The sequence below is a fragment of the Actinoalloteichus sp. AHMU CJ021 genome (assembly GCF_002895405.1).
Classification (GTDB): Bacteria; Actinomycetota; Actinomycetes; order Mycobacteriales; family Pseudonocardiaceae; genus Actinoalloteichus_B; species Actinoalloteichus_B caeruleus.
Genome location: NZ_CP025990.1, coordinates 3879444 through 3893013 on the forward strand (window position 1 = coordinate 3879444; position 13570 = coordinate 3893013).

The 13570-nt window shown below is 66.1% G+C and carries 9 protein-coding genes and 1 pseudogene; 7 read left to right on the forward strand and 3 right to left on the reverse strand.

Features of this window, described 5'->3' with window-relative positions; genetic code table 11:
- Positions 1–73: 73 nt before the first annotated feature.
- A complete protein-coding gene (locus C1701_RS16825) occupies positions 74–979 on the reverse strand; it encodes a helix-turn-helix transcriptional regulator (RefSeq protein WP_103056199.1) in 906 nt (301 codons plus the stop codon).
- A 167-nt stretch (positions 980–1146) separates the two neighbouring features.
- On the opposite strand from C1701_RS16825, the gene C1701_RS16830 reads away from it, so the two are divergent.
- The 3 genes and pseudogenes from C1701_RS16830 (at position 1147) to C1701_RS16840 (ending at position 3324) form a co-directional block, all read left to right on the forward strand.
- On the forward strand, positions 1147–1974 hold the full coding sequence (locus C1701_RS16830; RefSeq protein ID WP_337661758.1) for an SDR family oxidoreductase: 828 nt from the start codon (positions 1147–1149) through the stop codon (positions 1972–1974).
- Positions 1975–2410: 436 nt separating this feature from the next.
- A complete protein-coding gene (locus tag C1701_RS16835) occupies positions 2411–2611 on the forward strand; it encodes a hypothetical protein (protein WP_103056201.1) in 201 nt (66 codons plus the stop codon).
- Positions 2608–3324: pseudogene (locus C1701_RS16840) on the forward strand (DUF2637 domain-containing protein). The gene C1701_RS16835 and the pseudogene C1701_RS16840 overlap by 4 nt, the downstream one beginning before the upstream one ends.
- 34 nt (positions 3325–3358) lie before the next feature.
- Here C1701_RS16840 and C1701_RS16845 read toward each other — a convergent pair.
- Complete coding sequence (locus C1701_RS16845; RefSeq protein ID WP_103056202.1) at positions 3359–3856, reverse strand: DUF6933 domain-containing protein; 498 nt, start codon at positions 3854–3856, stop codon at positions 3359–3361.
- 103 nt (positions 3857–3959) lie between these two features.
- Positions 3960–5390 (reverse strand): Fis family transcriptional regulator, encoded by a 1431-nt coding sequence (locus C1701_RS16850; protein WP_103056203.1) that lies wholly within the window; start codon positions 5388–5390, stop codon positions 3960–3962.
- 205 nt (positions 5391–5595) lie between these two features.
- On the opposite strand from C1701_RS16850, the gene C1701_RS16855 reads away from it, so the two are divergent.
- The 4 genes from C1701_RS16855 to C1701_RS16870 are packed head-to-tail and all read left to right on the forward strand — an operon-like array spanning position 5596 to position 13526.
- Positions 5596–7464 (forward strand): helix-turn-helix transcriptional regulator, encoded by a 1869-nt coding sequence (locus C1701_RS16855; protein WP_337661759.1) that lies wholly within the window; start codon positions 5596–5598, stop codon positions 7462–7464.
- Between the two features lie 56 nt (positions 7465–7520).
- Complete coding sequence (locus tag C1701_RS16860) at positions 7521–9104, forward strand: class I SAM-dependent DNA methyltransferase (protein ID WP_443098123.1); 1584 nt, start codon at positions 7521–7523, stop codon at positions 9102–9104.
- Entirely contained in the window at positions 9097–10308 is a 1212-nt protein-coding gene (locus C1701_RS16865) for a restriction endonuclease subunit S (RefSeq protein ID WP_103056205.1), read from the forward strand. Before C1701_RS16860 ends, C1701_RS16865 begins: the two co-directional genes overlap by 8 nt.
- Positions 10308–13526, forward strand: a complete 3219-nt coding sequence (locus C1701_RS16870; RefSeq protein ID WP_103057074.1) for a type I restriction endonuclease subunit R — start codon at positions 10308–10310, stop codon at positions 13524–13526. The genes C1701_RS16865 and C1701_RS16870 overlap by 1 nt, the downstream gene beginning before the upstream one ends.
- The last annotated feature ends 44 nt before the right edge of the window (positions 13527–13570 follow it).

A 13570-nucleotide genomic window follows, 5' to 3' on the forward strand; every position in this document is an offset into this window, starting at 1 on the left:
ACGTGTGCGCACGACGGGACCCAGCAGGCGGAGTGAGATCGCGAGACGGTGTGCGCCCTGAGACAGGCGGTCGTCAGCGGTGGCGCTTGGCGGGCGCCGTCGAGTGTCGTTCGTTCCTCGGGAGATCCGGGGAACCCGTCGGGGCCGTGCCGGCGAGGAGCCGTAGTGCGTGCGCCGAGCTGGACCCGGGCTCCGTGCCGTAGACCAGCAGGGTCTGGTCCGGGTCGTCGCCAGGCGTGAACGCCTGGTAAGTGATCGTGAGGTCTCCGACGACCGGGTGGTGGTACTGCTTCGCGCCGGTGCCTCGCTCGTGCACCCGGTTACGGGCCCAGAGGCTCCTGAACTCCGGGCTGTGAATCGACAGATGACCGACGAGCTGCCCCAGCTCGGGGTCCTCGGGATACCTCCCGGCATCCATCCGGAGCATGGCCGCCGTGTCGGCGGCAACCCGGGGCCAGTCCACGTAGAGCTCCCGGGCGTGCGGATCGAGGAACACGAAACGTGCCTGGTTCCGCTCGGGAACGGGCATCTCGGCGAAGTCCGCGACGAGGAGCGCGGCGAGCCGGTTCTGCCCGAGGACGTCCAGTCGACGTCCCAGGACGAACGCGGGTCGGAGCACCGCCTCCAGGTCGTCCAGTAGTGCCCGCGTCGCGGGGTGCAACCGCTGCCTCCGCGAGGCAGGCCGGCGGCGCGCCGGCCCCGGTCGCGCGATGGTGTGCAGATGCGCGCGCTCGGCCTCGTCGAGGCACAGGGCATCGGCGAGGGCATCGAGCACTTGCGGCGAGGCGCTCCTGCTCCGGCCCTGCTCCAGACGCGTGTAGTAGTCGACGCTGACGCCGGCCAGCATCGCGAGCTCCTCGCGTCGCAGCCCCTCGACCCGCCGCCGGCCCGCACCTCGGATACCGGCCTGTTCCGGTGAGAGACGAGCGCGCGCCGCGCGCAGGTAGTCGGCTAGGCGCGGCTCGAGGTGATGGGGCACAGCTCGAGTGTCCCAAGCCCGCCGCCGGCCGCAAGGGAGGAAGGGGGCCCAGTCCGTCCCAGGACACGGCGGGCCTTCGCCGAGCTCGCCGCCGCACCGACCATGAACCAGTAGCGGCCGCGCGGCGCGGAACCCCGTCGAAAGGAAGCACTGACATGTCTGTTTGGTTGATCACCGGCGCTGGCCGGGGCCTCGGTCTCGAGATCGCTCGGGTCGCCCTTGCCTCCGACGAGCACGTCGCGCTGGCCGCGCGCCGCCCCGAGTACCTGCCCGAGGATGTCCGCCACCACCCGAACGCGCTGCCGGTACGACTCGACGTGACCGACAGGACGCGGATCAGTGCTGCCGTTGCCGAGGTCATCGAGCGGTTCGGCTCGGTCGACGTGCTCGTCAACAACGCCGGCCGGGGCCTGCTCGGTGCGCTCGAGGAGATCACCGACGCGGAGGCACGCGCGCTGTTCGACGTGAACGTCTTCGGCCTCATCAACACCACCCGTGCCGTCCTGCCGAGCATGCGTGCGGCAGGCAAGGGCAAGCTCGTCCACATCGGGTCCCGGTCCGGCTTCGAGGGCGAGCCGGGCGTCAGCATCTACTCCGCCTCCAAGTTTGCGGTCGCCGGGATCAGCGAAGCCCTCGCGGCCGAGCTTGCGCCCTTCGGTATCCAAAGCATGGTCGTCGAGCCCGGCGTGTTCCGCACCGACTTCCTCGATGCTTCCTCGGTACAGCTGCCCGGAAGCCGCATCGCCGACTACGACGACACCCCGGCCCACGTCACCCTCGACTGGGCGGAGGAGGCGAACCACAAGCAGCTCGGGGACCCGGTCAAGGGTGCCGCTTTCATCTACCGGGTTGCCTCCGGCGACAAGCTCCCCCTGCACCTGCCCGTTGGCCAGGACGCACTGGACCGCCGCTCCGCCATGACCGAACGCATCGAACGCGAGACCGCTCCCTGGCGCGAAGCCTCGGCTGCCACCGCGCATACCGACAGCGGCTGACCCCACGAGGGGCCCTTCGAACCGCGTCCAGGTCCGCTCGTCCACGACCGGAGACGAGAGCCGCCGCGCTCTTCGTCCGCCGAGCGGTGTCGACACCCTGATGCGCGGGAGGGCCTTCGAGCATGAGCCGGCCAACCGCCTGCCGTCCGCCGCCCGCTCTCTCCGGAGCCCCTCCGGAGAGAGCCCGCACCTGCCGGGAGCCACCACGCTGCTCGACGTGGCCCCAGGGTCGGGCACTTGCGCGGACGAGTCTTGGCCATGAGCGCACCCAGAGTGCCACCCGCGTCCAACTCCGCTGATCCCTGTTCGATCGTTCTCCCAGGTCACGGGTGGTGGGCCTAACGCATCAGCATACGAACCGCGAAGTGTTGGTCGAAGGCCCCGAAATCACGATCCGCGCGGTGGGCACCCGTCGTCTGGCGGCGGGTGGTTCCCGATGAGCGGCGACACGATCAACGCCGGACTGACCGCGTCGCAGGCCGACGGGCTGGCCTGCGTGGCGTGCGGCGCTGACTATCTCCGTGTTCGTGTGCCGCATGTGCCGGTGGGTCGGTCGGTGACCGGCTCGCAGGTGTTCGCCTGCGTCGGCTGCTGCCCGGACGACGAGCGGCGCGCGGCGGGAGGTGTGCTGCGGTGAGAGCCACGGCCACCCCTCGGAGGGACCGCGCGCTATGGGTGCAGTGCGCGTGCACAGCGCGGGTCGCGCTCGGCGCGGCGTACGCCTCTTACCGGCACGGCCGCGAGTTCGCTTTGAGGTTCGGTGCCGACGAGGCGACGGCGGCGATCTGGCCGTTGATCGTGGACGGCATCCTGACCACGGCCACGGTCGAGTCGTGGAAGACGACCGGCCACCGTGACGGTGGCCGGTGGGCGGCTTGGGTGTCCTTCGCGTTCGGGATCTGCCTCTCGCTGTGCGCGAACGTGGCGGCGGCCCCGGAGCTGAGCGTATTCGCCGTGGCGGTGGCGGCATGCCCACCGCTGGCGCTGCTGCTGGCTGTCGAGTTGCTCAACCGCACGCTCAAACGGCACCGCGCCGAGACCGCCAACGAGACCACTGAGACGGGCGAGACCGGCGACGAGACGGCTCCGGTGGCGCGTCTCGCGGTGGTCCCGGACAAGTTTCTGTCGTCGGTCGAGCCGACCGCCGAGCAGCGGATGTGGGTGTACTACGTGACCGAGCGGGCCTAGGGCCGCACGCCGACCGGCGCGGAGTTGGACCGGATCGCGGGAACGAACAACTATGGCCGTCGCCTTCTGCGGGAGTGGCGGCGGCAGGGCCGCATCACGGATGACGCGGCGGTTGACCACCAGCGCACTAGATCGGTGCGCGGGGCCTTCGAACTCAAGTGAATGTGGTCGAACGTGCCTGGCGGCGTGTTCGGTGTCAGGTAGTGATCGCTTGCATCGTGGCGACGAGTTCGCGGTCCAGGCTGACGTTCCTGCTGTACAGCGGGCTGCAAGGGATCGCGGCCAGCAGGACGATGAGTTCGACGAGGTCCACAGTGGGATCGTCGTGGTGGTGGATCTGGGCGAGGCGGGTGAACTCGGTCATGACGCCCACAACGCTGCGGTTGGCGGTGACACCGAGCTGAACGTTCTGCATGTGCCGCCGTTCCTGGTCGACGAACGTGGCGGGAGCCTGGTGGACGGTCAGCGCCGTGCTGATCTGCTCGGCGATCCTGCTGGTCAGGGTTGCCGCAGGTGCCATTGGCAGCAGCACGGGCAGCAGCGTCATCTCGTTGACCAGCAGCACGATCCGAGGCCGCCAGAACAGGACAGTGGCATACCACGGACCCAGCAACGTCGTGCCCCGATCGTCGTCCCGCGCGGTAGACGGACCCGCCAGACGCAGCAGCTTCTTGGTGGCACGCACGATCAGCACCCGTCCATCCTCCCTCCACCCCACGACTGCGGCGGGCCAGGCGCTGGCTATGGATGAGGGCGACGTTGCCGGGCACTGCGGCAACGTCGCCCTTCGCCGTGAGTCACGCGGCACCGTGGGACTCGGTCGCGCTGACAAGTTCGGGACCGGTCGCGTGAGCACCGGCCAGTGCAACAAGCGCCTCGTCGAGCAGGCGTCGGACAGCCGAATTCAGGACGGTGCACTCGCTGTCGATCTTGGTCGCCGACTTCTGAATCGTGGCGGACAGCTTCTTGACCGAATCGATCTTCACCAGGTGATTGAGTGCTTCGGCGATCTTCTCCTCGGTCGTGGCGACCTGGTGAACGCCCTTGCGGCTTGCCGTCGCGATCGCGGTCGTGCGCAGGAGCATGATCACGGTGCGCAGGAGGTCGGGGCTGTCGTTGTCGGGGTCGAAGGCCAGCACGAGCCGCTGCGCCCCGATCACCCGGAGGGACTGCCCGCCGTTCTGGTCGATGGTGCGGACGAGGCCCAGCGAGGCGACGGCGTCGCGGTTGCGCTCGGCTTCGGCGAAGTAGTCGGTCCAGCCGGCGCGCGACGAGTCGGTCATCTCGATGACGACGCGGGCGACGCCGTCGTTCAGACTCAGCACACCGTCGCCCTTCTTGCAGCGAGGCAGCCGGCCCGTGGTCGTGCTGGTGTCCGTGTAGTCGTCGCCGAGGCCCGCGGCGATGCCCGTCAGCACGGTGTGCACCGAGCCTGCGTAGGACTCACCTTTGATCGGCGTCACCTTGGCGAGGGCGGTCGTGGCCTCGTGGACACGCAGCGCCGTCGACACCTCCTCGATCTTGCCCTTCAGCTGGGCATGTTGCTTGGCCAGTTGTTGAGTGAGCTGATCCTGGTGGGCAGAGAGTTCGGCGGCGTGCTTGGCCATCGGGGAGGTGGGGTCGGATGGGTCGAACTGCCGAGCGGCCTTGGCCAGCAGCTCAGCTGTTCCTGCGCTCACCTTCGCGTCGAGGTCGGTACTGAACTTGTCGAGCACCGGCTGGAGGCGCTCGACAAGTTCAGGGCTCTCACCGGCGAAGATTCGGCGCAGCTCGGAGTTGAGGTCCTGCTTCGCCGTCGTCACCGCCGTGGTGAGCTCTTTGCGGCTCTGGGTGTCCGCAGCCGTGATGGCTGTCTTGGCGTCACGGGCCGCCGCCATGACGGCTTCGGACGCTTCCTTCACCGCTCGGGCCGTGAGCTCTGCCGCTTGGGCGGTGGAGTGGGAGGTCTTGTCTCCGACGTCCTTAAGCAGCCGTTCGAGGGCTTGGGCTTCCTGGGCCTGTCCGGTCACGCTCAGTGCGTGGGCGCCGATGCGTACGGCCTCGGTGACGTAGTTCGTCAGGTCGGCGCCGGCGAGGGTGTCGAGGTTCTCCACGAGCGGGCCGCGCTCGCCGGAGACCCACCGCTGGGCCTCTCGTGCGACCTCGCGATCGTGGATCGTCAGTCGCTCGATGACGACCGCTGTGGCGTCGTTGTCGAAATGGGCTGGGTGTTTGACGTGCTGGGTCATTGTGTTCTCCCGTGGGAAGCGCTGCCGATGATCGACAGCGGGCCAACACAGGTTGAGCTAAAGCTGGTGGCCTTGTCGCACGCGAAACGTGGATAAGTCGGCTTATCACTTCTCCTGCCCGCGAGTCGGCCGTTCTCGATACTCTCTGTGTCGCGAGTCGGCGGATAGACCGAGGAGGTGTGTCGTGGCAGGTGGGGGGCCTACGTTGACGTTGCAGGACGTCGCTGATCTTGCTCGTGTCCGTCGTCCGGTCGTGAGCATGTGGCGCAACCGGCCGCGCGTCCGCGGTCTGCATGTGCCCTTCCCCGCCCCTGTCGAGGTCTCGGGTGGGATGGAGCGGTTCCGTCGCGAAGACGTCGTCGAGTGGCTGGACCGCACGGGCCGGGGTAACAACCCCGAGGCGAATCTCGACGCACCAGCGTTGAGCGTGCCCGATGACGTGCCCCTGGATGAACTCGTCACGTGGCTCTGCCTCGCGGTGTTGACGGGGGAGGAATTGGCGGAGACGACAGCGGAGAACCGCATCACCCTGGCGCGCGGTGTCGATCCCGACGACCGGGTGCTGTTCCGCGAGGTGGAGGCTTCCGTGCCGGCCGTCTGCACGCTGCGGTTCGTCGACGACCTGGTTGAGGCGTCGTACGGCCCGCGCGAGGCACTCGACCGGCTGGAGCAAGGAAGGGCAGTGCGGACACTGGGCACTCGTGGTCTCACCTCCGACGCAGTCGACCTCATCCACGCCGTCGCCGAAGCCTGCGCCCTCCACCTCGACTCCGAAGGCGTGCCGCTCGTGCACGTCGGCCCGGCGTCGAGCGTGACGCTCGCGCTTGCCGACACCTTCACCCATCTCGTGGTGCCCGGCGGCACTCCGGAGTTGCGGGACATCAGACGCAGGGCGGCGATTCGCGAGATCGAAACCTTCGATGACGCGGCAGGCCCTGGCGTCCGAGTGTTGTCGGCCATCGGCAGGCCCGCCGACGAGGTGCTCGATCTTGTCGACAACCTCGTGCTCGATCTCGGCGAGGGTGAACTCGCGGTCGTCGTCGGCCCGGCTGGCGTTCTGTGTGACGAGCTACGGGGAGAGCAGGAGCGGCACCGAGCGCAGACTCTCCGCTCGGAGAGCCTCGCCGTCGCACTACGCCTTCCTCGGGGTATGTGGCGTGAGGCGCACCGGCAAGCGCTGGGCCTGTGGGTCTGCGCGACCGGAGGGTCCATGCGACGGCCGCTGGTCGTCGACTTGGCCGCGTTCACCCGAGACGAGCTGGACCTCGGCGATCTCGCCTCCGACGTGACCGGGGCGTTGGTGGCCACGCGAGGTCGTGCCTACCGTTACCTTCGCCCGCACGACCTCCCGCCGATCCTGAGTGCCCGCACTGTCGTCGTACCCCGTGGGGTGCGCGCACTGCGGCTCGCGACGACGGAGGTCGAGCGGCACCTCGCCGTCATCAACGCGGCCACCCTGGTGACGAGCGAGCCGATCCAGCCTTTCGACGTGCTGGCCGAACGCGCCCCGGGCGCGATGTTGCTGCGCAGGCGGTCGCTGGGCGAGTTGAAAGACCTGGGGCACATGCGAGTGCTCCGCGGCAGCCGGATCGACCCCACTCACGACAATCCTGCTGGTTCCGTCACGGTCCTGTCCGCGACCGAGCCACATGGCACTGCGCATCTCGACCCGTTCGATGCTGCGCGGCTGTATCCGCGCGCCGTCCGAACAGATCCAGGGGATGTGGTGTTCGCGGAACGGCCACGCCCGACCGCGAGGGTCGACGACCATGGCGGATCGCTGGTGGCCTCCCCGTCGAAGATCCTTCGGATCAGTTCGCAGGCAGGAATCGGCCCCCACGCGGTAGCGGCGATCATCAACCGGCTGCCGAACGAGCCCACCGAGTGGCAGACCTGGAGCGTGCCGATCCTCGACACCTCCGAGGTGGAGCGGCTGGAAGAGGCGCTTCTCGCCGCAGCGAACCACGAGACCACACTGCGGCGACACCTGGACGCGACCCGGGATCTCGTCACCGCCATGATCGACGGAGTCGTCGCCGGCGCGGTGACTCTCACCACGCGGACAAAGCAGTAGGAAGGACAGGCAGCATGCCTCCCCGCACGAAGAAGGAACCGTCGGCACCATCGACGATGAAGGAGCTGAAGGACACCCTTTGGAAGGCCGCCGACCGGCTCCGCGGCTCGCTGTCCGCGAACCAGTACAAGGACGTCATCCTCGGCCTGGTGTTCCTCAAGTACGTCTCCGATGCCTACGACGAACGCCGTGAGGCCATCCACGCCGATCTGACGGCACAGGACTACGACGAAGAGCAGATCGCTGACCTGATCGACGACCCCGAGGAGTACCAGGGGTACGGGGTCTTCGTCGTGCCGCCCACCGCCCGCTGGAAGTACTTCGCGCAGTACGCCAAGGGCAAGCCCGCCGAAGGCTCCGAACCCACCAAGAACATCGGCCAGCTCATCGACGAGGCGATGGATCTCGTCATGAAGGCCAATCCGTCGTTGCAGGGCACGCTGCCGCGCCTCTACAACAAGGACAACATCGACCAGCGCCGCCTCGGCGAGCTGATTGACCTGTTCAACAGCACCAGGTTCAGCCGCCAGGGCGAGCACCGCGCCCGCGACCTCATGGGCGAGGTCTACGAGTACTTCCTCGGCAACTTCGCCCGTTCGGAGGGCAAGCGCGGCGGCGAGTTCTTCACCCCGCCCAGCGTCGTCCGAGTGATCGTCGAAGTGCTGGAGCCTGCGCGCGGGCGCGTGTACGACCCGTGCTGCGGCTCGGGCGGCATGTTCGTCCAGACGGAGAAGTTCATCTACGAGCACAACGGCGACCCGAAGGACATCGCCATCTACGGCCAGGAAAGCCTGGAGGAGACCTGGCGGATGGCGAAGATGAACCTCGCCATCCACGGCATCGACAACAAGGGCCTCGGGGCGCGGTGGGGCGACACGTTCGCCCGCGACCAGCACGCGGATGTCCAGATGGACTACGTGATGGCCAACCCGCCGTTCAACATCAAGCACTGGTCCCGCAACGTCGAGGATCCCCGTTGGAAGTTCGGTGTCCCACCAGCCAACAACGCCAACTACGCCTGGATTCAGCACATCCTCTATAAGCTCGCACCCGGCGGCAGCGCGGGTGTGGTCATGGCCAACGGCTCGATGTCGTCGAACTCCAACGGCGAGGGCGTCATCCGCGCCCAGATCGTCGAGGCCGACCTCGTCTCCTGCATGGTCGCGCTCCCGACGCAACTGTTCCGCAGCACCGGCATCCCGGTCTGCGTCTGGTTCTTCGCCAAGGACAAGCGCGCCGGCAAGCACGGCGCGGTGGACCGATCCGGTCAAGTGCTGTTCATCGACGCCCGCGAACTCGGCTACATGGTCGACCGCGCCGAACGCGCCATGTCGAACGAGGACATCGCCAAAATCGCCGACACCTACCACGCCTGGCGTGGCACCCGCTCCGCCGCACAGAAGCACCTGACCTACGAAGACATCCCCGGCTTCTGCAAGTCAGTTGGCCTGTCCGACATCAAGGCCGCCGATTACGCCCTCACCCCAGGTCGCTACGTCGGAGCCGCTGAAGTCGAAGATGATGGCGAGCCCATCGACGACAAGATCCAACGCCTCACTAAGGAACTCATGACCGCTTTCGACGACTCGGCACGTCTGGAGAAGGTCGTCCGCGAGCAACTGGAGCGGATCAATGGCTGACTGGACCATGGTTCGACTCGAAGAACTCGCCGCTAATGAGAAAAGTGCGATTTCCAAGCCGTACGGGTCCGCGATCCTCAAGGAGGACTACCGGCCCGAGGGAGTGCCCGTCGTGCGCGGAGTCAACCTTGCTCGTGGAATATTTCACGATGACGATTTTGTCTTCATTGAAGATGGACTGGCAAATCGGATGCCAGGCGCAGAGCTGAAGGCTGGCGACTTGGTTGTCACGCACCGGGGAAGTGTAGGGCAAGTCTCAATGATTCCCCGAACGCCAGCTTACGAGCGCTATATAGCATCGACAAGTCACGTTAAGGTTCGCCTGGCCTTCGACAGGGCAGTCCCGGAGTTCTATTACTACTGGTTTTCCTCTCCAGTTGGGAAACGGTCAATACTTGAGAATGCATCGACTGTTGGTGTTCCGGGGATCGCTCAACCTGTAGCAACCGTAAAACGTTTGCTAGTGCCGCATCCGAAATTGTCTGCACAATACGCGATCGCCGAGGTCCTGGGAGCACTCGATGAGAAGATCGCTGCCAACAGCCGACTCGTCCACGCAGTCAACGACTACTTGGCTTGCCAGCTTGATCGATTGTGCGAAGGTGCCGCGTTTGAAACTCTGCGGAAGATCGCCTCAGTGAGCACTAGCGTCAGGCGGCCCGTGCTTGGCGGCAACCTGCGCTACTTGGATATTTCGGCGGTGGCCGCAGGAACTTACGACCTCCCTCCGGTAACCAACTGGGAAGAGGCACCCGGACGAGCCCGCCGTGCGATAGAGGCAGGTGACACCGTGTGGTCAACAGTACGTCCTAACCGTAAATCGCATGCACTCGTCTTGGATGACGACCCGCTATTGGTGGGTTCAACAGGACTTGCCGTACTGTCCCCAAAAAAAGGCCGAATCGCTTGCACCTTTGAAAGCTCCCGGCGAGAGGAGTTTGTCCAGTACCTGGAAGGAGTCGCCGAGGGCAGCGCATATCCCGCTGTACGGGTAGATCGGTTCAACGAAGCCCCAGTCCCAGCATTGCGCGATGACCAATGGGACCACTTCGAATCCATCGCATTTCCGTTGCGGAAGCGGTCACATGCGGCAACAGTGGAAAACCGCTGGCTCGCCGCTACACGCGATGAGCTGCTGCCGCTGCTGATGTCCGGAAAGATCCACGTGAGGGAAGCAGAGAAGGTCGTGGAGGAGGTCGTGTGATGGTGGGGAAGCCGGGATTCAGTGAGGCGGATTGGGAGAGTGTCGCGCTGGAAGCGCTCGCCGAGCAAGAGTGGCGGTCGCTCCCAGGTGCCGCCATCGCGCCGGGTGCCGAGGATGGTCGGACGTCCTGGGATGACGTCGTGCTTCCTGGGCGGATGCTGGCCAAGATGCGGGAGTTGAACCCACAGGTGCCGGCGGAATACCTGGAGCAGGCGCTGGCGGAGATCGTCCAGCCGACCTCGCAGGATGCGATCGCGGAGAACTATCGGCTGCACCAGATCTGTACTCAGGGCTACCGCGGGATCAGCTACATCGACGCCGACGGCCTGGAACAGAACCCAACGATCCGGCTGGTCAGCCACCAGGTCGGCGACAACGAATTGCTCGCGGTCAACCAGGTCACCGTCCGCACGGCGGAGGTTGAGCGTCGCTTCGATGTGGTGCTCTACCTGAACGGCATGCCGATCGCGGTCTTCGAGTTGAAGCAGGCGGGCGCGGCCAAGGCCGATCTCGACGCTGCGCATGCCCAGTTGGCGACCTACCTGCGCGAGTTCCCAATGGCGTTCCGGTTCGCCGTGGTGACCGTGATCAGCGATGGGATCACTGCCCGCTACGGCACGCCGTTCACGCCGCTTAACCACTACTCGCCCTGGAACGTCGATGACGACGGCAAGCCGGTGAAGCTCGGCGAACCGCTTGATGACGTGCACCTCGGCACCGAGTTGGAGTTTCTGATTGAGGGGGTGTTCAACCCCGAGCGGTTCCTCCAGTTGCAGCGGAACTTCACCGCGTTCGACGGCGGGGCCGAGGGGTACGCGAAGCGGATCGCCAAGCCGCACCAGTACTTCGCGGTTACCAAAGCAGTTGGGTCGACGGCCGCCGCTGTGGAGAGCAACGGCAAGGCCGGGGTCGTGTGGCACACCCAGGGGTCGGGCAAGTCGATGGAGATGGAGCTGTACGCCCACCTGGTGGCCGCGCAGCCCAAGCTCAAGAACCCGACCATCATCGTCGTGACCGACCGCAAGGAACTCGACGGGCAGCTGTACGAAGCGTTCAACCGGTCCCGTTTGCTGAGCGAGTCCCCGATCAAGGTGACGACCCGCGCGCAGCTTCGCGAGGAGCTGGCCAACCGGGCGACGGGTGGCATCTATTTCACCACGCTCCAGAAGTTCGGTCTCAGCAAGGCCGAGAAGGACGCTGGGCTGGATCATCCGCTGCTGTCGGACCGCCGCAACATCATCGTCATCGCCGATGAGGCCCACCGGAGCCACTACGACGACCTCGACGGCTACGCCCGGCACCTCAAGGACGCGCTGCCCAACGCCGCGCTGATCGCGTTCACCGGGACACCGATCTCCTTCGACGACCGCAACACCCGAGAGGTGTTCGGTGACTACATCGACATCTACGACCTCACCCGTGCGGTCGACGATGGTGCCACCGTCCCGGTCTACTTCGAGCCGCGCCTGATCAAGGTCGGGTTGACCAAGGACGTCAGCGAAGAAGACCTCGACCGCGCCGCGGACGAGGCCACTCTTGGGCTTGACGAGGTGGAACGCGCCAAGATCGAGAAGTCCGTCACCGTGATCAACGCTGTGTACGGGGCTCCCGCACGGTTGGAGGCATTGGCTGCCGACATCGTCGCGCACTGGGAGACCCGCTCGGAGCAGATGCGCAAGTTCATCGGTTCCCCCGGCAAGGCGTTCATCGTCGGCGCGACCCGAGAGATCTGCGCCCACCTTTACGACGAGATCATCAAGCTCAAGCCGGACTGGCACAACGATGCCGTCGACAAGGGCGTGATCAAGGTTGTCTACTCCGGCTCGGCTCAGGACGTCATGCCGGTGGCCAAGCACGTCCGGCGTGACGGGCAGAACAAGGTCATCCAGAAGCGGCTCCGCGACGCCGACGACGAGCTTCAGATCGTCCTGGTCAAGGACATGATGCTCACCGGTTTCGATGCGCCACCGCTGCACACGCTGTACCTCGACCGCCCTCTCAAGGGCGCGTTGCTGATGCAGACCCTGGCGCGGGTGAACCGCACCTTCCGCGGCAAGCCGGACGGCCTGCTCGTCGCCTACGCGCCGCTGGCGGACAACTTGAGCAGGGCGCTCGCCGAGTACACCGACACAGACAGAGCCAAGAAACCGGTCGGCAAGCACGTCGACGAGGCCGTCGACCTCACCACCACGCTCATCGCCTCCCTCGCCGAACTGTGCGCCGGCTATCCCTGGCGGACGAAGCTGGATGGAGGCCCGAAGAGCTGGGTCAAGGCCGCCTACGGGCTCACCAACTACCTGCGCTCACCCACCACCCCCGGTAACCAGGTGCCGGAAGGCGAGGAAACGCTCGGCGACCGCTTCCGGAAGTTGGCCAACCAACTGGCCCGTGCGTGGGCGCTGTGTTCGGGCAACCAGACTCTCGAACACCTCCGCGTCACAGCAAGGTTCTACGAAGAAGTACGCGTGTGGATGGGCAAGTTCGACGCCCAACAGCGGCAGGCCGAGGGCAAGCCCGTGCCGGAGGAGATCCAGCGGATGCTCTCCGCGCTGGTGGCCACCTCAACCGCGTCCGGTGAGATCATCGACATCTACGACGCTGCTGGCTTGCCGAAGCCGTCGCTGTCCGACCTGGGGCCGGAGTTCCAGCTCAAGGCCCAATCGGCGTCGAACCCTCACCTCGCCATCGAAGCGTTGCGCGCGCTGCTGGTTGAGGAGTCGGATCACGTCACGCGGCACAACGTCGTGCGTCAACGAGCGTTCTCCGAGCGAATCGCCGAGCTGATGCGCAAGTACATTAATCAACAGCTCACCTCGGCCGAGGTGATCGCCGAGCTCATCGAACTGGCCAAGGAAGTCGCCGCGGAGGGCAACCGTGGCCAGCACTTCAATCCGCCCCTGTCCCACGACGAGTTGGCGTTTTACGACGCGGTCAGCACTAACGAGTCCGCCGTTAAATTGCAGGGCGACGATGTGCTTGCCCAGATCGCGCGCGAACTGGTGGCGGTCATGCGACGCGACGTCAAGACCGACTGGACGGTGCGAGACGACGTCCGCGCCAAGCTCCGATCGTCGATCAAACGGTTGCTCGTGAAGTACAGGTACCCGCCAGACAAGCAGCAAGAAGCCATCTCGCTCGTGATCGAGCAGATGGAGGAAATAGCGCCGCGTTATGCCTCGAATGGCATCGGAACCCAGGCACACGCCTCGTCATGTTGAGGATGCGCGCTGTGCTTTGTTGGTGATGATTCTGCGCCATGACA